Genomic DNA, 22,970 nt, shown 5'->3' with positions numbered 1-22,970 from the left:
GACTCGTAGTGCCGACTTCAGTCGGCCTTTTGTGATTCGCAGTCCCGACTTCAGTCGGTCCTTGTGACTCGTAGTGACAACTTCAGTCGGCCTTTTGCGACGCTCTTACAAACGATTTACTGCCGAGCCGCAGAGAGCGCTGAAGGGGACCGGGCTCCGGTCGATCACCCACTCCTATGCCGCCACTGGTCGAATTAAATGATGTCACCCGGATTTATAACGAAGGAACCTCCTCCGAGGTTGTCGCGGTCAGCCATGTCAACCTGCGGATCGAGACGGGGCGGTTTGTCATCCTGATGGGGCCCTCCGGGAGCGGGAAAACCACGTTGCTGATGCTGTTGGGCGGCCTGTTGAAACCCACCTCGGGGACCGTCTCTCTGCTTGGAACCGAGATCAGTCGACTCAGTGAGAAGGAATTGCCTTACGTGCGACGCCGGCAAATCGGATTTATTTTCCAGGGATTCAACCTGTTCCCGGCGCTGACGGCAGTGGAGAATGTGGAAGCCACGCTGAACGTCAAGGAAGTGCGGGGGCAGAAGGCGGAGGACCAGGCAAAGGCCCTGTTGGAAAAGGTGGGGTTGTCGGCGCGGATGCACCATCTGCCCGAGGATTTGAGCGGCGGAGAGAAGCAGCGGGTGGCGGTGGCACGGGCGTTGGCCGGAGAGCCGCCCATTATTCTCGCGGATGAACCCACCGCCGCACTGGATTCAAAGACCGGTCGCGCCATCGTGGGTCTGCTCAAGGAGCTTTCCCAGAGGGAGAATCGCCTCGTGTTCGTGGTCAGTCACGACAATCGCATCCTCGATTACGCGGATGAGATCCTATACATGAATGACGGGATGTTGCTGTCGCACGAAAACGAAGAGGCTTCAGCCCGCTTCCGGAAACAGATCATGTCGTCTGGCCCGCCGCCGGTTTCCGGATAGGCAGATTAGAGCGAACAAGTCCGACCGAGGATATGGAAGGATAGCGGCTGGGATGAATGCGGATCAGGGAATTGATGGCATTTGGGGCTGTGCCCCCCATTATTGCGGTAAGCATTTGGCTTACCGTGGCGAACCCTTTCCCTCTTTCTTTAATGGATCGCTGGGGCCCGATGCCATAGGCGTCGGGCCCCAGCGAACGAAAAAGGAACCAAGAGTTCTCACTGTCGCGGAAAGGCACAGCCTTTCCGCAATAATGGGCGGCAAAGCCGCGGACCATGATGAAGATCGATTACTCCGGAAAGCGAAAAAGATGGTTGAGCCTGAAGGCCGGATCGCCGTCAAGAACTGGAAAGAAATGCAATAGTGCATTAACATGAAGATTGTGGTTAAAAAGACTGCTACCTGAATATTCTCAACCATGAGGAAGTATTACTACATCATCGCGATTGTTGCCTTTGCGCTCGTCATCGTCATCGGGTTCAAGTACTCCAATGGCACGAGCAAAGCGGAAGGACTGCGCGAAGCCACCGTCACCCTGGGCGATATTGACGATCATATGGCGGCGCGGGGACGTGTGGAAGGGATCTCGGAAGAAATTAAGGTGACCTCGAAGCTGGCGGGCCGGTTGAAGGAAGTGCGCGTCGAAGAGGGCAACCACCTCAAGCAGGGAGATGTCATCGCCGTCCTCGAAAATGACGATCTCCTGGCTGCAGTTCACGCCGCTGAGGCGCAGCTGAAGGATGCTGAAGCTCGACTCGAGAAAGTCCTGAACGGGGCGCGCCCGCAGGAGCGCGATGAGGCACGAGCCTCGATGGAGGAAGCCCGTGCGGCGGAAGAAAACACCCGTTCTCTCTACGATCGCTGGTCGACGCTCTACAAACAGGGCGGCTATGTTTCGAAGGAGCGGGTTGAAGAGGTCGAAAGCAACTGGAAGATGGCCAAAGGAAGATTTGACGCGGCCACGGAGCGCTACCGGCTGATCACCGCCCCTCCCCGTCGCGAGGATGTCGATATGGCCCGGGCACAAACGGCCAACGCACGCGCGCAGCTCGAGGCCAGCCGGGTGAACTACGAGAACTCATTTATCCAGGCGCCCATTGCCGGGGTGGTCTTGAAGAAGTATTTGAAACCGGGTGAATCCATCATCGCGTTCGACCGTTCCAGCGCCCCGGTGATTTCGATGACCGATGATTCCGTGCTTCGCGTGCGCGCCGAGGTGGATGAAACCGATGTGAACAAGATCCGGTTGGGTCAGCGCGCGGCCATTACTGCCGACGCCTACGGGTCCCGGATCTTTCAAGGCGCCGTCGTGCGGATCGGTAATTCAATCGGCAAGAAAAACATCCATACTGACGACCCCACCGAGAAGGTGGACACCGAGATCCTGGAAACCCTCATTCAGTTGGACCCAAACGAGCGAATTCAGATTGGCTTGCGGGTGGATGTCCGCATCCAGGTTGCAAAGAAGGACCGGGTTCTCCTCCTCCGGCGCGCGGCGATCCGGGCCGATGCAGCAGGCCAATCGATGGTTTCACTCCAAGGTAACTCCGCAGAGCACAACCACCGCGTCCAGGTGGGTGTTTGTGATGGCTTGAATTGCGAAATCGTGAGCGGGCTGAAGGAAGGCGAAAAGGTCCTGTATTGAAGGGCTCCCCCGGTTCACGGAGGTTCATAAGAGCACCCCGATTTATCGGGGTGACCACCGATCCGAAGAAACGACTCGAAACCGTTTTAACGGTTTCATGGGAGAAATCAAGAAGGCCTTGAAAATTAGAACAGGACGTTCATTCCTTTGGCGCGACTCGCATCAACGACCGGGCACCGATAAATCGGTTGAGGAGCAGGAAGGAAGAGGGCGGCAAACCAAGGAGCCGGTTGGAGGGCCCGGTTCACCGGGCATGGCTGTGTACAGCCCGCCGCTTTAGCGGCGGGTAATGTCGTGAACAAGAACGCGAGCCCGGTTCACCGGGCTTGATTCCAATTCATTGCCCGTTGAGGGGCGAAGGGAAAACAGAGGTTTTCAGTAGCGCAGTGGGCGCTCAAGCGCTCCGGTCCAGAGATCGAAGCCCCGTGAACGGGGCTGGGTTTTGTTCTTTACTCCCGGGGAAAATTGTTGTCCTCAATTCCCGCCGGTAAACCAGCGGGCTGTACGGAGTCAGGCCCCGTGAACGGGGCCACACGCGAGCTCGGCATGAGAGCGCATATCTTCACAACGATCGGCCGATGCTCGTCGGATCTCCCATCTCAATAACCGAGCAGACCCTATGAAAAATCAACACTCGTTGTTCACCCTTGCCGTTCACGCCGGAGAGGAGCGTCGTGGCAAGTTCGCTCCGGTCGCGACTCCCATCGTTCAGACCTCCACGTTTGTTTTTCCCAGCAGCCGCGAGGTGCAGCGGTTCTCCGAGGGGAAGAGCAAAGCGTTCATGTACACCCGCTACGGAAATCCGACGCTTCAGGCGGCCGAGGTCAAAATGGCTGCCCTCGAAGGAGGAGAGGCGGCCCTGGTGGCGGCCTCAGGCATGGCTGCAATCTCCACCGCTGCCCTCGCCTTGCTTCGCTCTGGGGACGAAATCCTTTCCAGCCGGAACATTTACGGGGGGACGTTTCATTTTTTTAATCACGTCTTGCCGAAGTTTGGCATCCGCACGCGTTTTTTTTCGGGGGATGATTTGGATTCGGTGGAGCGCTTGCTGACTCCCCAGTCGCGGCTCCTTTATATTGAAACGCCCGCGAACCCGGTCATGCAGGTTATTGACTTGCGCCGCGCGGCCCAGTTGGCCCGAAAACACCGCATGCTCTTGATGGTCGATTCCACTTTTGCCACCCCCCTCTTACAGCGCCCGCTTGAATTGGGAGCCGACGTGGTGATGCACAGTGTGACTAAATACCTGGGCGGGCACAGCGATATTATCGGTGGGGTACTGGTGGGGAACAAGAAAATGATTGGCAAGATCCGCGACATGATGAAACGGCTGGGCGGGATCATGGATCCGGCCGCGGCTTTCCTTTTGCTGCGGGGGATGAAGACTTTGCCGGTCCGTGTCGAGCGGCAATGCGAGAGTGCCATGACGATTGCCCGCTGGATGGAAAAACATCCGCGCTTCTCGAAAGTCCACTATCCGGGATTGAAGTCCAGTCCCTATCATGCACTGGCGAGGAAGCAGATGCACGGCCTGTTCGGGGGAATGATCGCCGCCGACCTGCGGGGCGGCCGTCCCGCGGCCATGCGATTTGCGGACCGTTTGAGGATCATCCAAAACGCCGCGAGCCTGGGAGGCGTGGAATCGCTGATTTCACTCCCCGTGTTGACTTCTCACTGGGGCTTCTCGGCCGAACAACTTCGCTCTGTCGGCATCACGGAAGGGACCGTCCGGCTGTCAATTGGTCTCGAAGACGCGAAGGATTTGATTGAGGATATTGAGCAGGCGTTGGGGTGAAGGGGATAGGTAATAGGTAATAGGTGATAGGTAGTAGGTGATAGGGGATAGGTGTGAGGCAATAGAGATTATGTGTTGGGTTTCAGGAGTACGTTCCCATGTCCCGGAATTCTTGTCGATTTTCGAAAACTAGCCTTCCGACTTAGGTACCTGCCCTCCCGCTTCTGGCTTTTATTACCTATGACCTATCCCTATCACCTATTACCTATTACCTATCACCTATCCCCTATCACCTAACTACGAACGGCAGCCGCTGGTAAATGTGAGTGTCTGCAATGCGGTCGGTCACGACCAGCTGCAGCGTATATCGTCCCCGGGTCAACTGCGACAGCGGGACTGAGAAGTTGCAGTCCACCACGTCCGATGAAGTGCCCTTGAATTGGGCGACCTCGTATTCCGGCGTTTCATAAAACTTCTTTCCGTTTTTGAAAAAAAGCAATGCCAGGTCCACGTGGGGCCTCTTCTTCTCGGGGTCGACACCGGGCTGGTACACCTGGAAGAAAACGTAGAGGGTCTGTTTGGGCGAGAACACGTGACCGACGTTTGGAACAATTTTCTTCTGGTCCTGGATGAGCGGATTCGCAATCTTATCCTGCTCCTGGAGCAGGGAGTCTCTTGCGTTTTTGCGGACCATCGAGGCCTGCTGGTCGACAGGCTGTAACTGGCTGCTCAGGATGACGGAGCTCATCTTCAGGGTCTGTTTGCTGAGGTCCGGAACCGCCAGGCTCTGTTCAAACGAACCCATCTTCCCAGTCTGGTCCTCCCGGATCAGGAACTTCATCTTGTAATTCCCGGGCCGCAGATAAAATCCGGTGTCGTACTGGATGGATCCCCCCGCCGCAATGCGGGAATACGTGGCGTCATCCAGCTTCAGATGAATGACATCCCGGACGTAACTTACCATGGCGTCTCCGCGCGCCGGGTCCCGCACCTGTCCCACAAAATCAAAATCGGCCTCCTTGCGGTCTTTCTTCGCCGCAAAAGGGACATCGCTTGACGGGAGCCGCAAGGAGACAGGAACAAACATCTGGTTGTTCTTCGGGTTCTGGGGATCTTCCGCCTTGAAGGAATAAGCGCCCAGGATGAAGGGAAGATCGGTGAACGGGCTGTCGGTATTGATGGCCTCATCCAGCTGATGTTCACGTTCCGACTTGGTGAATTGGCCGAATTCCTTGGGGGCAAAATAACCGGGGCGGAACCGGATCTTGGTGTCCGCTTCATCCACGGTGACCTTGATCTTGCGAAAGCGCCCGTCGTGCTTGGTGTTGTTGGAATAATAGCCGAGCAGGTAATACGTGTTGGTGTCGTTTTGAACCTGGTCGAACACCTGCCCCAGGTCGTTGGTATCGAGAAACGCCCGTCCTCCCGTGTCTTCGGAGAGCGTGGTCAACGTCTCCTGGGCTGCGTCGATATTGCTGAGACCGGAGCGCTGTGAGGCGCCGCTGAACATGGCCGTGCCCCCCGTGCCCCCATGACTGGCGTCCCCGCCCGCCGGTGTGGCGATGAGTCCTCGCGCATCCACTGCATAGATCGACATGTTGGAGCGATTGGCCGCATTCACCGTCGCCACCAGCTGGGACTGATTCTCAATGCCTGTGGTTTGCAGGCCGCTCGAAAAATGGATCAGCGATTTCTTCTCCGGGAGATCTTTGAGCATGTTGGCCACGGACTCAATCGCCATGAGCTTTCGATCCGTATTGAAAATATTGAACTGGGTCTCGTCGAGGGCGTAGGCGTCGGAGGTGTCTTCATTCGTGTTTTCGGCGGTCCCGGTAATGTCGCCCGACGTGGTATCGGTGGCGCCCTGGGCGACAAGCTCGGAGCTCTGGCCGAGTTTCAGCTTGTTCAGAGCGGCGATCAGGAGATTCTGGTCGCTGGTAAAGTCCTGCGCTACGCGCAGGGTGGCCGCCATGACGACCACCGCGACCAGATCAGCCGGTGAGATTTTCGTGTGGATGAATTCTTCCGCGGATTTGCGCGCAAAGATGGCATCGGGGACGTCGAGAGAAGACAGGTCGAACATCATCACGATCAGCCGGCGGTTGGAAAACCGGGCCGCGTCCGTCTTCTGGGATGCCAGGGTTTTCTGAACGGGCGGCGGGGCAGCGGCAGGGACAGGAGGCGCGGGGGCAGGTTCCTTATCCCGGTCGGCTTGGAACTGGGAAATATCCTCGAATCGAAAGACCTCAATCGACTGTTCAACGCCATCTTCAAAGACGTGAAAATCCTTTTTGCCCAGATTCCGGATGGGATTTCCCTTTTTGTCGGTGACTGCCACATCCACGAGCACCAGGTCGCTGTATACCTTGAACTTCGCACCCGACTGCACCTGGGGCAACAAGGTCGAAGCCGGATTCAGTACCAGGGCGAAAAGGAGGATCGGTGTGATGAGCTTGCGCATGGTAGAACTTTCAAAATCTGAATCTCAAATTGAACTCCACGGTTCGCATTCCGCGCGTCGAGGTCAGGCGTCCAAAGTTGGTCGAGTCCACAACTGTGTTCAGCCCGGTAAAGTTGGGATGATTGAACACATTCTGAATTTGAGTGCGAAATTCGATCCGCTTTCCCTCCCACCGGGTGCGAATAATCTTGTTCAGTGCCATGTTCAGATTCACCAGCCCGGGACCCGGAATGATATTGCGCCCCGCGTCCCCAAAACTCCCGGGAGGGGGATCCAGGAAAGCCACCGTGTTAAAAAAATGATCGATCGTTTGCTGGTCGGGCGGGAGTGAAATCGGGAGCCCGTTGTAATCGGACCGCTCTGATTGGTTGGCCCCGGTGCCGCTGTTGTTGATCGCGCTGCCCAGGACACGCGGTGTGTAATAATTTCCTGACTGAACGATGGCATTGGCACTCGCTTGCCAGTCCCCCAGGATGTCGGCGAGGAAGCTTCGTTTGCTCAGCCAGCGCTTGCGGTCCCCGAAAGGAAATTCATAGGTGCCGTTGAGGATCACCCGGTGCCGGACGTCAAAGCTGGAGAGACCGCGATCGGCGCGAAGGTTGTTTTCATCCTGAACCACCGTGCCTCCGCCCGCGCCACCGATGGAAGAGGCGTCATCGATCGATTTCCCGAAAATGTACATTCCCTGCACGGCAAATCCCTTCGTCATGCGACGCTGGACGCGGACTTGAAGGGCATGGAAAATCGAGGAGGCTCCGGAGGTGTCATACAGAAACCCTTCGGCGTTGCCGATCTGGAGACGCTCCTGGGTCGTCAGCGAAGACCCTGGGGCGGCCCGGTTGGGCGCCCGCAACAGATCGAGCTTGGTCCCCTTGGTTCCCAGGTATCCCACCGAGACGACAAAACTGCGGGTCAGCTCATGCTGGATGAGGAGGTTCCACTGCTGCACGTACCCCACCTGGTAATTGGGATCCACCGCAAACGAGTTTCGTATGGTCACGCCCGGATTGGGATTCAGAGGGAATCCGTTCTCAAGGGTCAGCACGCTTTGCGGTGAAGTCAGCAGTTGAGACGTTACCGCAAAAGGGGGCTGACTGGCCAGCTGCGGATAGAGCTGGTTGTAAATCGAAGGGATAAAAAAGATGCCGTAACTGCCGCGCACCACGGTCCTCTTCTTGGCAAACGGGCGCCAGGCAAAGCCGAAGCGCGGAGACAGATTGTTATAATCGCCGTTGATCAATGATTGCGGGAACACCCCGAAAAAAGGGCCGGTCTGGCCGGGCAGGACGGCCGAGGCGTCGGTGAAGTTGGGAGCGATATCCAGATTCGCGATGCGGTCAAATTTCTCCGTCAGAGGTGTGAAAATCTCGTAGCGCAGTCCCAGGCTGAGGGTCAATCGGGGTTTCACACGCCAGTTGTCTTGAATATACCCGGCGTAGACGTTTGACCGAAAATATACATTGTCGCCCCCAAACCGGAGACTCGTCGATTGGGGCAGTCCCAGGAGAAAATCCGCGAGATCAAATCCGGTGTTGGCGAGGGCCTGGCCTTGGGGGTCAAAGGCGGCCGTCGAAAATCCGCTGAACACGAAGTTTCCCCGGCCATTGACGCCACCCGTGGTGTTGAGCTCGATGCGGCGAAACTCAAACCCAAATCGTAGACTGTGCTTTCCGCGAATGACGGTGAGATTGTCGGAAATATGGGACGTCTGGTTCCGGCGGAGCACGGGGCTGTTGAGCGAGAGCGGACCGAAGTTGGTGAAGCTCACGGTCGGCGGGCCGAAGTCGATTGGGCTGCTCGAAGCGCCGGTGATCCCCAGCTGGCCGGCGACATCATTGACAAAGGCGAAGTTGTTCAGCACCGAAAAACGCAGCCGGTTGAACTGGTAGCGGACCTCGTTGAGCAGCCGGTCATTAAAGGTATGGGTATAGGAGGCCGAGAAGTTCTGTCCCCGGGAGGAGGTGGTGGAGGATAAATCGGGATAACCTTGTGAGGACAATGAATCGCTGCGGCGAAAATTGTAGCTGAACGAAAGATTGTCTTTGTTAGTGAGCTTGTGGTCAATCCGGCCGCTGAAATTGTCGGTGATGTCGGAGAGGCTTTGCTCAAAATGGAAGTTCAAGGACTGCCCGGGGAGGTTGGGCAACGGGATGAACTTCAGCAGGCCCTGGGCTGCCGGATCAATACGATTCAGAGGGATTTGGTTGTTGGGGAACTGTTGACGGCTTTGTACCGGGCTTTGGGGATCGAAAATGGGAATGATCTGCCCCGCGTTGGGGCCCGTCGCAAACACCGTCTGCGAGAAATCGCCGTTGCGTTCCGCCAGTGTCGGCACCGTCGTCGTGGTTGCGAACGGATCCTTGCTCCGCTGTGACTGCCAATTGAAAAAGAAAGAAGTGCGGTCCCGCGATTTGTAGACGTGCGGGATATTCAACGGGCCGCCGACGGAGCCGCCAAAATTGTTCCGGATATAGGACGGGCGGGATTGATCGACTCCCTGAAAGGAATACGGCTTGGCGTCAAAGACGGAGTTGCGGTAATTCATGAAGAAATTTCCCTGGATCTTGTTGACGCGGGCGTTGCGTCCACCGAACCCGCCAAACCCGCCGCGACCGCCTCCCCCGGGTCCGCCCGGGCCGCCCATCCGCCCTCCTCCGCCAAATCCGGGACCGCCGCCGAACCCGCCAAAGCCGCCGGCGCCGGCCATCTGTTGAATGCGATCCAGTAACGCCGGGTCCGCATTGCGCATGAATTCGCGCACCCGCTCCATGCGGTCGGCATCCCCCATGTCTCCCGGTCCGTTTTGAGTGAGTTGGAAGGCCCCTGTATTCACCGAACCATTGATTAGAAAGTTTTCCGCAACATTCTGTCCCCCGGAGTCCGGACCCAAGCCCATTCCTCCGTTTTCACCTCCCGCGGCTGCCGGCGCAGACTGGGTCACATCGGCCACATCGGGGTTGGTAAGGAGGGTCAGATTCTGGAAGTTAGGAGGAAGCTGCCGTCGATTGCCAGGCGTTGAGCCCGCCGCTTGTCCGGGCCGCGACGGTGGAGGTCCGGGGCGCTGCGTGTTGGGGTTCTTGCCTGGTTCGGACTTCTCCGCGCCCGGTACGCCCTCAACTTTCGGCTTCAACTGAACACGACCCAGCACGAGGTCAACATGGGCCTCTTGAAGACTCACGACATTGATTCCATCCTGGGCTGCCTTGGGGAGAGAAATGATTTCAGCGTCGACCCGGTAAGTTCCGCCGGGCAGGCCTGCAAACACGAACTGACCGTCGTCGTTGGAATAGGTTTCATACTTCTTCCCGGTTTCGATCTGCGTGGCGGTCACCGTGACACCGGGGACCAGCGTCCCTTTGGCGTCTTTCACCGTTCCGGAAAGCTTGCCAGGAGGGCTTTGGGCAAAAAGAGTTGACATCGCGCAGAAGATCAGTGTGGCCAAGAGTGCAGTCGACCGATTGATGAATGTCTTCATGCTCACCGTTCCAGGAGTAGTTGTCAGTTGCCAGAAGCAGTTGTCAGTTCTCAGTTTTCCCCGATCAACATGGATGCATGTCTCATGTTTGTTATGCAGACCGAAAATAGATATGTCTTCGACGAACTTTATGAAATGCAATCCATGGCCTAATTCTTCGTTCTTGCCGACAGCTGAAAGCTGATGTCTGACAGCTCTCACTGACAACTGAGAACTGGCAACTGCCTTTGACAACTGCTTCAAAAAAAAATCGAGCGGGAAGAGTGAATCGAAGAAATCGTGCTTTCCTCGAGCTCCTGCCCAGCTCGATTCGGTTTCAGATCCCGCACGTCAAGACGTACTCTGAACGCGCCGGGTTACGAGAGTTTTGACCCTTCAGAAAGGAGAGGTCTATTCCCCAGAGGGTCGCTGTCTGCCCCCGGTCATCACCTGCTCCGCCATGAACTTTCCATCCTTCCGCTCGCCGGTGGCGCGAATGCGGTCGCCTACCTTGAAGTCCGAAAACTTGGCATCATTTCCGTCCTTCTTGAATGCGGTTTTGTCGGTGCAATAGATGGTGTCCTTGGTGGTCTCGCCGGACTGCCGATTGACCCGCTCCACCTCAAAGGTCATGGCCTTGGCATCAATGTTCTTGATTTCACCACCCGTCATCTTGTTGGGATCAAACTGCATGCCGGGCCCACGCCCCTGTTGGGCATAGGCAAAAACGGAACACAGCATCAGCGCCAGAGCGCAAACCATGAGTACTTTGAACCACGTTGTTTTCATGAAGTTTCCCTCCTGGGAAAAAGTTAATAGCATTGATAGTGCTATGGACGTTGGCGTCCCGGTATGGGTTACACGCGGGCGCGGAGAGTTATGAGGGGGGGAGGGTGAAGAGAGGTGTTGCCTAATAAACTGAATTCCGAGGTTGAGGGTGTCAACCAAGTGTTAAGCTCTTCGATTCAAATCGATTGGGATGGGATGAGGGAAGAATGGAATCGTTCCCATCTTGAAGGGACGGGAGAAAAAGGGAGAGATGTCTGACTAGGTTCTGTCCGTCCATGCTTTTCGAACGAGGCTGTTGTCGGTCTAGGCACAGAGGGCTCTCAGATTGTAGCCCCGTCTGTCGAAGATCCGCCGAGGCGGGAGCCCCGTCCGCCGTAGGCGGAGGGCGAGGGCGGGGTACCCATGAGAGAAAATGTGAGAGCCCCGCTTGCGGGGCGAAATAATGTCGTAAGAGCCAAGTATGCCGAATGTCCTATTCGATGCCTTGCACTCGGAGAGGATTTGTTTGACCTAAGCCCCATTCGACAGGTTCTTTCGCCCCGCAAGCGGGGCTTGGATGTCTTCGGAGAGACCGGTACCCCACCCTCGCTCCGCCCCGCAAAGAACGCGGGACGGAGCTTCTGGTGGGGCTACAATCTGGCGTCCCTCCGGGCCTATTCAGACTTTATTTCACTCCCTGAGTCCACTCTCGTTCTCGAGCAAAATGCACGGGACAAAGCTTTCCACCCCAGAGGGTCTTCGACTGGAGGGGCTATGCGCCGCGGCGCAACAGCCCTCCGGGCCTAGACCGACAGCAGCCTCGTTCGAAGAGCATCTCCTGATGGGAATCGAATCTTCCTCCGACATGAGTCATGGCCTTCATCTTCGGAATTCGGGATACAACCAGTAGGGCTTACATCCCGAAAAGAAGATTAGAGTCGACCGCACCGATGGGAGGAAGATGAGGCAATGAACTAACGACAGGAAGAAGTACTTTCGGGGGCAAACAGAATGGGGGGACGGAACTCTTATTAATATCGGATTACACAGAGCGGGCGAGGACGCCCGCACTTCGAAGGACTATCTCCTTCGCGCTTCTCCGCGCTGGCGCCGCTCTTCGTCCATCTTTCTCAACATATCCTCAAACTTGAGCTTCTGTTCGTCGGTGAGCATGGCGCGGATCCTGTTGCGCCCTTCCTGGCGGATGGCGTCGGCCTGGGGCTTGAAACTCTTGTGGAGTTCGCTGAATTTCTGTTCGTTTTCCGCAAAAATCGCATTGAGGCGCTGGGTTTGTTCGGGGGTCAGGTTCAGTTCACGAGTAAACTTGTCGACAACCTCGCCGCGGTGGCTGGCGCCGGGGGCGGTCCGGGTGGACGAGGCCAAAGCACCCTTTTCTTCGAGCAGGCGATATCCCAAGCTGCCCGTGATGGCTCCCAGCAGGAAGATCAAGACCAGCAATCCGACAATTTTCACTCGGGGTTCAGCCATGAGAATGACCTCGGGAGGTTATGGGTTGGGTGTCTGTTTTTCAGGTGCATGAGGAGCCGGCATCGAGTTCTGCTGCCGGTCACGCACCATCAGGTTATCGAGCAATTGATCCCGATTCGTGCTGACATCTCCAATGAGCACGTCGCGGAAGGCGTCAGGGGCGCCGGGCGCTTCCAGGTAATTCTCAATGGCCATCTGGCTCTCGCTCGGCCTGGATCCGCTGAGGGCGTCGACCCCGACCAGCAGGGCGATGATCAATGCCACCCCGGCGACAAAGCGCAACGCCAGACCTCGAACCACCACCCATGAAAACGGCCGGGAGCGCTCGGCTTCGATCGACTGCCAGAGCGTGGAGAAGAACTGTGGTGAAGCGCTCCAGTCTTCTGCGGGAAATGCAGCATGAGCCACGGTCCGCCCAAAGGAGGCGTCTTCCACCAGGGCGCGGCAATCCGCGCACCCCTTACAATGGGATTGGAACTCTTCGAGCAGCGCTCCCTCCAGCCGCTCTTCGATAAAATCTTCCAGGTTCACTCTGCAAATTTGGCAATTCATGATCGACCTTCCCCTGACGCTGTTCTCTTCAACGGGGCCGCTCTCTCCTGCGACTTCTGATAAATGGCGCGCAGTTTGTGCCGCGCCCGCATCAACCGGATCTTCACATTGCTTTCCGAGATCTTGAACACCCGGCTCAATTCCTGGACCGACGCCCCATCCACTTCTTTCAGAATCAGCAGGGCACGGTCATTTTCGTTCAATTCCTTGAGCAGACGCGTGGCCGCCTGCCGTGAGATGACGCCTTTCTCCGCGTCCGGGGTATGGCCGGGCCGCGCGGGCTGGAGCGTGACATTGGCTTCTTCAGCGCTCATCGCATCCAGTTCGATGGCTCCTTTGTGGCGCTTTTTCTGCCGCAGGTAATCGAAACATTGATTGACCGCGACGCGTTCGACCCAGACGGAAAATGCCCCCTGAAAATGATAAGAGCGGATCGAAAAGTATAGCTTCGAAAAAACATTTTGGGCAACGTCTTCCACGTCATCGCGGTTCCAGATCAAATGATACACGATCGAAAAGATCTTCGACTGGTATCGCCGGAACAATTCATTGAAGGCGAGTTCGTGGCCCTGCTGGCAACGCTTGATAAGGTCGCGTTCTTCCGGTTCCATGCCGCCGCTACAGTATCAAGTTTCAAAATGAAAAAGAAGCCCTTCGTGTCAAAGAACGTCTCTCAATCCCAACGGACGCTGATTCAGGGGTGGCGGTTACAGGAGGATCGTCCCCCTGGACGGCAAAAGGGTGAGGGGGTGTTCAACCCGGATCCCGAAGTTAATGGCCGTGAAGGAAGCCGGGGGAAGATTAGAATCCCGTTATGGACAGAAATCAGGGTCGAAAGAGAGAAGTCGCTTTCGATTGGGCCCGAAGGGCTTCCGCGCTGCGGTGCATTGCCCCACCTGTCGAAGATCCGCCACGGCGGGACCACCGCTTAGGCCCGGAGGGCCGTCAGAATGTAGCCCCGTCTGGTTTAGGCCCGGAGGGGCGTCAGAATGTAGCCCCGTCTGGTTTAGGCCCGGAGGGCCGTCAGAATGTAGCCCCGTCTGAGCCCCGCGCCTTTTCTTTTTGCGGGGCGAGGGCGGGGTGTACAGGCCTATCAATAATAATCCAGGAGGCCCGTAGGGCCGACAGAAACATAGATCAGCGTCCCTCCATTTTTCCGTGCTGAATAAATCCGGATGAGTTGAGACATTGCCTCAGTTCCGGTCTGATTCACGACTCGTCTCACCCTCCTGATGCCGTAATCGTTAGACTGGAACAGCGCGATCCTTTGAACGTAAGGGGAGTCTTTCGCCCCGCAAGCGGGGCTCTTACAATTTCTCTCATCACTACCCCACCCTCGCTCGGTCCCGCAAAGAGCGCGGAACGGAGCATCAGGTGGGGCTACACTCTTTCGGCCCTCCGGGCCTAATCGGATGGCGCGGGCAAGATCACGGACAAAAAAAGGCGCCCCGAATCTGAATCATGACTCGGGGCGCCATAAAAACTTCAGGAAAACTTCTTCAGTTCGTCTATTTAATAGTCTCCTCTTAGAAGCTGAACTTTGCCCCCAAGGTCATCGTGCGCGGGGTCGGGTTGTTCAGGTTCAAGCCGAAGTTGGGGCTCGCCATACTATTGGTGGGATTTCCCCAAGAGCGGTTGTTGAATGCGTTCAGCATATCCAGACGAACCCTGAGTTCATATCGCTCGGCGAATTTGAAGGCTTTCCCAAGACTGAGGTTGAAGTTGGCAAATCCCGGGCCACGCAGAGTATTCTTTCCCAGGTTGCCGTTACCCAACGAGCTAGCCACAGGCAGTCCGCTTGATACTACCGGGACTACAAATGGTCCTGTCAAACGGGAAGAGGTAAACGAGCGGAGGTTGCCAGTCACCGGGTCCAGCGAGAGCGATCCCCCGGGGTTGAAATTCGGTCGATCACCACCGGCGCCATTGCCGTTGGTGTCGACACCCGTCAGAATACTGAAGGGTTGTCCCGATTGGAACGAATCGACGCCGGAGAGTTCCCAACCACTGAAGGCCTGCCGGGCTACCCAACTTTGTGCCCAGCCCGTCTTTAACCACGGGATCTCGTAGATGTAATTGACCACGAACCGCTGCGTCCGATCGAAGACCGACGTGCTCTTCTCCGCTCCATAGTTCAAATAATCCTGGGGTACCTGAGGAGAGCCTGCGGTGATCGCGGCCACGCCGAGAGATTCATCGTTGTTGCTGATGTTGTGACTCCAGGTATACGAAGTCCCGAACTGCAATCCATTCGAAAACTTCTTGTTTAACGACCAGTACCCCGCGTTATAGGAGGCCATCGCCGTGGTTGCAATGGTGACACGCGAACCAAATTGCGGGAGGAGACGACGGTTCTGCGTGCTGGGAATCAGGCTGGAGGGGACCGGCTTGTCCGGGTTCGCAGTCACGAATGCTTGGACCGTTGCGATCTGCGTGGAAGTCAGGACCGCCGGATTGAGCTCGCCCTGGTTGATCTGGTTGATGGCACGGCTGCCCGTGTAACCCACCTCCAGGACGAAATTCCGGCCAAGCTCCCGTTGAATGCCAAAGCTGTAAAGCTCGGCATAAGGCGTCCGGGCATCAGGCGGCGTGTTCACGAAGGTGGCCAGGGGATTAAAGACTGCCGATCCGCTCACGGGGAGCAGATTGGGGAACACGTCAGGGGCATTGTTGATGCGCGGGACCACAACGCGCGGGAAGTTTGAAGCGTCAACAGTCAGGATGTTGTAAAACAAGATGTCGTACGCCATCCCGAACCCACCGCGGAACACTGTCTTCCCGTCTCCCACGAGACGGCCCAGGAACCCGGGTCCGCCATGGGGACTATAAGCAAAACCAAACCGAGGTGCCCAGTTGTTCTTATCCGGCTGTGTGGGTCCCGGAACCAAGGCGGCCAACGACTGCGGGTCGGTGGCGCCAAAAAAGCCAAACGGAACGCTGGAGTACTCGTATCGGACGCCTAAATTCAAGGTCAGATTCGGAGTGACTTTGAAGTCGTCCTGAGCAAAGTAGGCCTGATTCGTTTGGCGCGCGTCGAAGGTTGCCGTCTGCAGCGCCTGTTGGAAGAAGTTGGCGTTGTTGTTCATGAAATCCTGCAGGTTGTTAAAGCTGAACGTTCCCTTGGAGTCAAAAGCCGCCAGGTTGAACAGCCGAACGCGACGGATATCGGCGCCCACCTTAATCGAATGCCGGCCCTTTTGAAAGGTCACAATATCCTGGAACTGGAAGCTGTTCTGGACACGCCCTTGCGGGAAATTGCTCAACCCTCCGATAGAGAAGAATCCCGTGATTCCAGTCGCAGGATCATTGGGGTCGTTCTCAGGAAATGCAAGGTTTCGCCGGATGGCCGAGAATCGGAATTCGTTGAGGACCGTCGGGCTGAAGATGTGAGTCTCGCTCAGGGCGCCATTCTGGTCCACAATGTTCTGGTTTCCTCCAAAGAGAGAACCGAACTGAAGGTTGCTGATCACGTTCGTATCGTCTTCCTTATTGTTGACGTAACGTGCCGTGAAGGTGTCCCTGTTGCTGATGCGGTGATCCACGCGAATGGTTATGTTCCTTACATTGCTGGGCTGATCGATGGGGAAGGAGATGGTCCCGATCGGGATGTTCACCCCATTGATCTGAGTTGTCTTGAGGGCGGAAAAAACCGGGTTCTTAGCATAAACACTGGTCAGGAATCCCATCGAAGCCAACACTGCCTGCCGGCTCGCGGTCGTTTGGGCAGGCACAGTGCCGGCCAGCGGACGCAATGGCACAGTGTTCAGCAGCGCAAATCCAGCAGGCGTAGGAATGGTCGCCGAAGTGCCGGGTGCCCCTGCGGAACGAAGGCGATCCCATTGCATCAAGAAGAAGAAGAAAGTCCTGTCCTTCTTGATCGGTCCTCCGACATCGAACCCCACCTGATGTCGGTCGAAGCGCGCCGGATCGGTCAATCCATTTCGTTTTTCGCCCGGGGATAGCGCGTTCAAGGCGTTGTCGCGATAGTACTCCCAGCCTTCCCCGTGAAGAGTGTTGCTGCCTGACTTCGTGATCACATTGAGCTGTGCCCCGGTGCTGTGCCCAAACTCCGCATTGTACGCATTGGTCTGGACTTGATACTCCGAGACGCTCTCGGCCACGACCGGGATCGTAGCCAGTGTCACACTGATGTCGTTATTGTCGGTGCCGTCGATAGTGAAATTGTCGTTGCGAGCCCTCTGGCCGTTGGCGGAGATTCCCGTGGAGCCGGGCGCCGTGAAAACGTTCGGAGAGAGCAATGAAAGTTGATTAATGTCACGCCCCGCGCTCAGCGGCAATTCCACAGCCTGGCGCGACGTGGATGTAAGACCGATCGTCGGATTCGATTTGTTCAAGCTGATCGCTTCCGCCTGGCCTGTCACATCGACCGTGACGTTACCCGCGGCAGCCACCTTCAAATCGACATCATAGGTGACTTCCTGGGTAGACCGAACCGCAAGGGAACGGTTCTCAATACCTTCAAACCCGTCCTTGGTGATCTTGACAGAGTAGTTGCCGGGTTCAAGGGCCGTAACGCGATAAAACCCCACCTCATTTGTGATGGCGTCACGGACAAAGTTTGTGTCGAGATTGGTGATGGTCACCGTTGCGCCCGGAATGACAGCCCCTGAGGTGTCATGGACTGTTCCCGAGATTGTACCGCGCGTCAATTGAGCGTTCATTGACGTGGGCAGCGCGATCAGAGCAATGGTCGCCAGGACCAGGATCACGAGTCCCATGGATTTAAATGCAAACTTCATGTGTTGTCTCCTTCTTGTTGAAGTTGGAAATGAGCCGAATGAAAAGCCTCCCGCCCGTCCTGTCCATGTAGAGAGAAGAACAGCCGCGCACTTTGGAATTGACCCTCATCTGCCACTTTTCGATTCGGCCTGTTGATGTGTTTAAGCTTTTAAGATGCCCGTCCCAAACGGGCGAGGGTAAATACGAACAATGGTCCTAAAATCTAGCCTCCATCTCGCAAGTTTGATTCCATTCTTAGGGTGGCCTTCGGATTGGATGTAAAATATTGTAAATATTATACTTATATTAGAATTGAAGCAAAGTGTCAGGGTGATTGGGGGAAGAATACTCCATAATTCTGTAGAACGTTATGGGTTTGCGTAGAATGGTTCGGGAGAATTTGTGCCGGGTTATGGCCCGGGGCAATATCAATGCGACTTCCAAGGATCTCCGTCCCCTCTGCATATTTATTAGAAACAATGCATGGTTGGCCGAGTTATCTCTTGTTGAAAAGAGCGCCCGGCATCGCACTAAGCGAGAAAAAAGCTATACCTCTCCCCGCATTCCAGCTCTCTAACCGATTCATCGGTTTCCTCTCGTTGGCGCCATTCGCAACAAGGATGCCCGTGGTCGATTCCCTTTGGCTAAGCGTCAGAGCTAAACCGTTGAAACGGTTTCGGTATGTTTTCCCTGGTTTGTGTCCACCCCGATGAATCGGGGTGCTGTTAAATTCGTCCCCCATGCTCGCTGGTAACGTCGAGCAGGCGATCAAGGCCGCGGGTCAATCTGGCAGTACTTATTTGGATACCCTTTGTCCGATTCCTGGTCGACCGGGTCAATAACAAAAAAGGGGAATCCACCAAGGTGGATTCCCCGAAAGTGGAGCAGGTAAACTTTGCCTAGAACGCGTACTTCAGCCAGAAGCGAATCTGTCGGCCGCCGAAGCGGGTGACATCTGCATTTCCAAAACTCGGATCCTGCAGGTTGAGTGACAGATTGCCTTGGTTGGGGTGATTGAACACATTGAAGAGCTCGGTTCGGAATTCAATGTGCTGTCCCTCCATATGCTTCGACGGCATCTTGAACTGGCGCGCGATCGAAAAGTTCCAATCCTGGCGCCCGGGTGAGATGATCGTATTCCGGCCCACATTGCCCACTCCCGCTCCCTGGATAAGCCAACGCACAGAGTTTGGATCGACCTGGACGAGATTGCCTGTGGAATTGAACGTGGGGCCATCATAGAAAACGCCCGGGATTCCGCCGATCTGCACTCCGTCATAGGCGAATGAAGTGAGCGGGGCGCTGACATTGCCCTGCACGGGGCGATCACTGCCTCCGTTCAAATCGCCATTGATATCGAACCCCGGGGTAACGGTGTTCGGGGCGCCTGCCTGGAAGGTGGTGGTTCCCGAAATCTGCCAATCGCGGAAAGCGAAGCTGGCGGCCGAGGCTGCAAAATTACCATTCCGCTTCAGGCTCGGTAGATCGTACACATAAGACAGCACCAGCCGTTGTCGGCGGTCAAAGGCGGAGAGCCCGCGGTCAGCACTGCGGTTAAACGAGTCTTGTGGAAATGAACTCAGGCCCGTGGTCGCAAATACTTCGGAGCCGTCGTCAATGAGCCGCGACCAGGTGTAGGCGCCTCGCAGCAAAAGGCCCTTGCTGAAGCGACGATCCACCTTGAGGTTGAAGCCATGGTAAATCGAGTCGCCCGCATTGGTGCGCACCTGGATGGAGCCGCGGTCGGGATTGATGCGGTTGAAATCGATTCCCGGGTTGAGCTGGTCGTTGACGAAAAGCCGTTCTCCCCGCGTCCCGACGTAGGCTGCCGTCACGATGAAGTTGCCGGGCAGCTCCCGTTGAATATCGAAATTCCACTGGTGGGTGACCGGGTTCACGAGGTTCGAGATCACCGCACTTTGCGTGGAGAATGGATCCAGGCTCGGCGTCACGGCAGGGATCAGGCTGAAAGCATTCGCCAGGCCTCTTCCATCCTGCCCGGTCAAGGTTCCGCCCAGGACATTGGGGACCGAGGCTCCTGCATTGACCAGGATGTTGCCGAACAGGCCGTCGTAAAACATACCGTAGCCTGCCCGGATGACGGTCTTGTCTTCCCCGAACAGTCCCTTCCAAACATGAGGCGTGTAGGCAAGGCTGATGCGAGGTCCCCAGTTGTTGGTGTCTTTCTGTTGCCTGACTGCAACCGGGAAGGTGCCGACCTGTCCGAAGGTCCCATCGACCGTCGGGAAGGGAAGAACATTCAGCGGGGTTCCCCAGTACTCGTAACGCACGCCGTAATTGAAGGTGAAATTCGGTTTGATGCGCCACGAGTCCTGAACGTAGTAGGCTTGTAACGTCTGGTTGGGGTAAACGGTTGGACTCCCGAAGTTAATCGAGGCGGCGCCGGATTGGCCGGTAAAGTTGTCGATGAAATTACCCAGGGCCGTGAATCCTCCCCCGGCGGTAAAGTCCAGGGTTCCCCGGGAGTTGAACGGAACATCCTGCCTTTGGAGGAAGCGGTCGATGTCAAACCCGGCTTTAAGGGTGTGATTGCCGCGGGTATAGGTGTAGGCATCCTGGTACTGCCAGGAATTCTTGAATCGCGCCTGCGGAAAGCCGGTGGTGAGTCCGAACTGGTCGCCACTCACCAGGAGTCCTGAAATCGTGACCCCAGGAAGCTGCGACAGGGGATTGTTAAGAGTCGCCGCCGTTGGATCAAAGGCTGCGCTGATTCGCCCATAAGAGAAGCGAAACTCGTTGAGTGCCCGCCCGGACAGCGTATGGGTCCAGGTGATCCCCATGTTTTGAGAGATCCCTCCCTGTTGCGTGTCGAACGGCGAGAGGGTGCCGGGGTTTGCAAAAGTATCCGGCGCGAATACATTGGCGGAGTAAACGTATCGAAATGTGAAGGTATCGACTTGCCGTGGCAGGTAGTCGAGTCGCACATCCCATTGTGTACTATTGTCGAACTGCGCGAGGCCCGAACGTTGTACCAGCCCGGTTTCGACACTCGGACGGCCATTTCCCAGCGCGATGTTCGAGAGACTATTGCCTGTGCCCCGCAGTCCCCCGAGGGAGTTGATGAGAAAATCGACATTGGGATTGGGGCCAAGGGATTGCAGGGTTGCAATGCCGACCGCGGTGGGCACCCGAAGCGTAATATCGTTGGCCGTACTGCGGAAGCGATCCCATTGTGAGCTCCCGAAGACGAACAGCTTGTCCTTAATGATGGGACCTCCCATAGAGAATCCAAAGGTGTTCTCGATGCTCACCGGGTTGCGGGTCACTCCCACGAGTTTCTGATCGGCGGGGATTGCCTGCAGGGCTGAACTTTGAATCAGGTCCCAGGCCGAGCCGTGATACTGGTTCGTCCCGCCCTTGTAAATCACGTTGGTGACCGATCCACCGCCGCGTCCAAATTCCGGACCGTAAGCGTTGGTGAGAATGGCGACCTCGCCCACGGCTTCGAGATTGGTGGGCTGGAGGGCCTGCCCCTGGATGGACTGGTCATTGTTTTCCTGGCCATCAATCAGAAAGTTGTTGGAGCGCGGGCGCGTGCCGTTGACGGAAAACCCCACACCGTTGGTGAAATCTTCGCGGCTGGAGGGAGCCAGGACCCCCGGCTCGGTCAGGACCAGGCTGATCGGATTCAGGCTGAGAATGGGAAGCGAAGTGATCTCGACAGACCCGATACTGTGACTGAGATCGCCCGTGACGGTCTGGAGCTCGGTGCCCGTGGAGGCCTCCACGTTCACGGAAGAAGTCACCCCACTGACGTCGAGTTTCCCATTGGCCGTGGTGATGAGTGAAGCGCGCACCTCGAGATTCTCGATCTTCAGGGGTGCAAATCCATTCGCGGTGACCGCTATGGAAAATACGCCGGGATTGAGCGCGTCGAACCGATATCCGCCCGAAGCATCGGTGGTGGTCGTGCGCGTCTCTCCACCCGTGGTCGCGGCAATCGTCACGGTGGCTCCGGGGACAGAGGCCCCTGTGGCGTCGGTGATGGTACCGGCGATAGTGCCCTTGCTGGTCTGAGCCCACGTCAGCGTGCTGACCAACAAGAGGATCGCGGCAAGAAATACCATCCCTCTCTTGCAATTCAATTCAAGGTTCATCTTTTTCTCCTTATTTTATTGAGACTGGAAAAGTGTCAGCCGTTCCAGTCCCCAGGTACAAGTGTTTGCCTCCGATCTCGACTCCGCTGATCAGGGGCAAGTGTCAAAATCACAAAATCCACTTTGCGGAAGTGGAATTCTGCTTTAAGGGATACGGGGGTCTAATTCGCAAGTCGAATTCCAGTTTTCGAAAACGGCCTGCAAAAAGTTGTCATCGCATAGGACATTGATTTTTATCGCGGAGGTGTTTTCGCGGAGTTCACGAGGAGAGGACGTTACATTAATTTTGAACCCTTTCATTCCATTTTTAATAGACGACTCCTGCCGAATTCTTGAATTTCATAGAGACAAATTTTTACAGAGAGGGATTTTAGAAACAAAACCAAGTCGAAGAGATCCTGTAAGCGAAGGAATGCGAAATTTGAGTTGGATGTGATTCAGTGGGGGGAATGGAAACTGAATTCCGGAGTGAATGCGGGAGGGTTCATGAATACCTTTTATGCCCGGAGGGCATCCAGAGTGCCCCACCCGAGCTCGGTCCCGCGCTCTTCGCGGGGGGGAGCGAGGGTGGGGTAGCCATGAGATAAATAGTAAGAGCCCCGGCGAAAGAATCCTCCAACAGACGCTAAATAATTTCCTGCTAATTTCATCTCCCCGGTGTATCCTCTTCATACCCCCCTTACCTTCCCCCGGTCCCGATCTGCGGGGATGGAGATTACCTCATGGGCCACACCTTCACGAACCTTCTCGTTCACATGATCTTCAGCACCAAAGACCGCCTTCCCCTGCTCGATGCCGACCTACGTTCACGACTCTATCCTTATTTAGGGGGCATTCTCAATCACCTAGGCGCAGCCCCGCTGGCCCTCAATGGTCCCGCGGATCACGTGCACGGTTTGGTCAAGCTCCGCGCCGTGCATTCCATTGCGAAAGTAGTCGAAAAACTGAAGTCCAACTCGACCGGGTGGGTTCACGAAGAATGGCCAGAACGGCGGCAGTTCGCTTGGCAGGAGGGGTACGCAGCTTTCAGTGTCAGTGAGTCATGCGTGCCGGCCCTGTTGAAGTACATTGCCGGGCAGGAGG

At 56.3% G+C, this 22,970-nt stretch carries 13 protein-coding genes; 5 read left to right on the top strand and 8 right to left on the bottom strand.

Annotated elements, in window-relative coordinates; translation table 11 throughout:
* Positions 1-176: 176 nt before the first annotated feature.
* From LAO21_15730 to LAO21_15720, 3 genes are all read left to right on the top strand, one after another.
* On the top strand, positions 177-926 hold the full coding sequence (locus LAO21_15730) for an ABC transporter ATP-binding protein (GenBank protein MBZ5554167.1): 750 nt from the start codon (positions 177-179) through the stop codon (positions 924-926).
* A 418-nt stretch (positions 927-1,344) separates the two neighbouring features.
* Positions 1,345-2,571 carry an efflux RND transporter periplasmic adaptor subunit gene (locus LAO21_15725; protein MBZ5554166.1) on the top strand — a complete coding sequence of 409 codons (1,227 nt, stop codon included), beginning with the start codon at positions 1,345-1,347 and terminating at the stop codon, positions 2,569-2,571.
* Positions 2,572-3,190: 619 nt separating this feature from the next.
* Positions 3,191-4,366: an aminotransferase class I/II-fold pyridoxal phosphate-dependent enzyme gene (locus LAO21_15720; protein ID MBZ5554165.1), complete on the top strand. Its 1,176-nt coding sequence runs from the start codon at positions 3,191-3,193 to the stop codon at positions 4,364-4,366.
* 229 nt (positions 4,367-4,595) lie between these two features.
* Here the strand turns inward: LAO21_15720 and LAO21_15715 are convergent, their stop codons facing one another.
* The 6 genes from LAO21_15715 to LAO21_15690 all read right to left on the bottom strand — a co-directional run bounded on the left by LAO21_15715 (position 4,596) and on the right by LAO21_15690 (position 13,640).
* A complete protein-coding gene (locus tag LAO21_15715) occupies positions 4,596-6,767 on the bottom strand; it encodes a VWA domain-containing protein (protein MBZ5554164.1) in 2,172 nt (723 codons plus the stop codon).
* Between the two features lie 10 nt (positions 6,768-6,777).
* The gene (locus tag LAO21_15710; protein ID MBZ5554163.1) at positions 6,778-10,242 is read right to left on the bottom strand and encodes a TonB-dependent receptor; all 3,465 of its coding nucleotides are present in this window, start codon (positions 10,240-10,242) and stop codon (positions 6,778-6,780) included.
* A 390-nt stretch (positions 10,243-10,632) separates the two neighbouring features.
* A complete protein-coding gene (locus tag LAO21_15705) occupies positions 10,633-11,010 on the bottom strand; it encodes a hypothetical protein (GenBank protein MBZ5554162.1) in 378 nt (125 codons plus the stop codon).
* A 1,059-nt stretch (positions 11,011-12,069) separates the two neighbouring features.
* Positions 12,070-12,477: a Spy/CpxP family protein refolding chaperone gene (locus tag LAO21_15700; protein ID MBZ5554161.1), complete on the bottom strand. Its 408-nt coding sequence runs from the start codon at positions 12,475-12,477 to the stop codon at positions 12,070-12,072.
* An 18-nt stretch (positions 12,478-12,495) separates the two neighbouring features.
* Positions 12,496-13,029 (bottom strand): hypothetical protein, encoded by a 534-nt coding sequence (locus LAO21_15695; protein ID MBZ5554160.1) that lies wholly within the window; start codon positions 13,027-13,029, stop codon positions 12,496-12,498.
* Positions 13,026-13,640, bottom strand: coding sequence for a sigma-70 family RNA polymerase sigma factor (locus LAO21_15690; protein ID MBZ5554159.1), 615 nt, complete (start codon positions 13,638-13,640; stop codon positions 13,026-13,028). The genes LAO21_15695 and LAO21_15690 overlap by 4 nt, the downstream gene beginning before the upstream one ends.
* 27 nt (positions 13,641-13,667) lie before the next feature.
* Between LAO21_15690 and LAO21_15685 the strand changes: the two genes are divergently transcribed.
* Positions 13,668-13,961 carry a hypothetical protein gene (locus LAO21_15685; GenBank protein MBZ5554158.1) on the top strand — a complete coding sequence of 98 codons (294 nt, stop codon included), beginning with the start codon at positions 13,668-13,670 and terminating at the stop codon, positions 13,959-13,961.
* Between the two features lie 594 nt (positions 13,962-14,555).
* On the opposite strand, the gene LAO21_15680 is transcribed toward LAO21_15685, so the two are convergent.
* Positions 14,556-17,789 (bottom strand): TonB-dependent receptor, encoded by a 3,234-nt coding sequence (locus LAO21_15680; GenBank protein ID MBZ5554157.1) that lies wholly within the window; start codon positions 17,787-17,789, stop codon positions 14,556-14,558.
* Positions 17,790-18,668: 879 nt separating this feature from the next.
* The gene (locus tag LAO21_15675) at positions 18,669-21,887 is read right to left on the bottom strand and encodes a TonB-dependent receptor (GenBank protein ID MBZ5554156.1); all 3,219 of its coding nucleotides are present in this window, start codon (positions 21,885-21,887) and stop codon (positions 18,669-18,671) included.
* A 722-nt stretch (positions 21,888-22,609) separates the two neighbouring features.
* Between LAO21_15675 and tnpA the strand changes: the two genes are divergently transcribed.
* On the top strand, positions 22,610-22,970 hold a 361-nt coding region (gene tnpA / locus LAO21_15670), incomplete at its 3' end, for an IS200/IS605 family transposase (protein ID MBZ5554155.1).

The organism is Terriglobia bacterium (assembly GCA_020073085.1).
GTDB lineage: Bacteria > Acidobacteriota > Terriglobia > JAIQFV01 > JAIQFV01 > JAIQFV01.
This window is presented reverse-complemented; position numbering and strand designations above follow the sequence as displayed.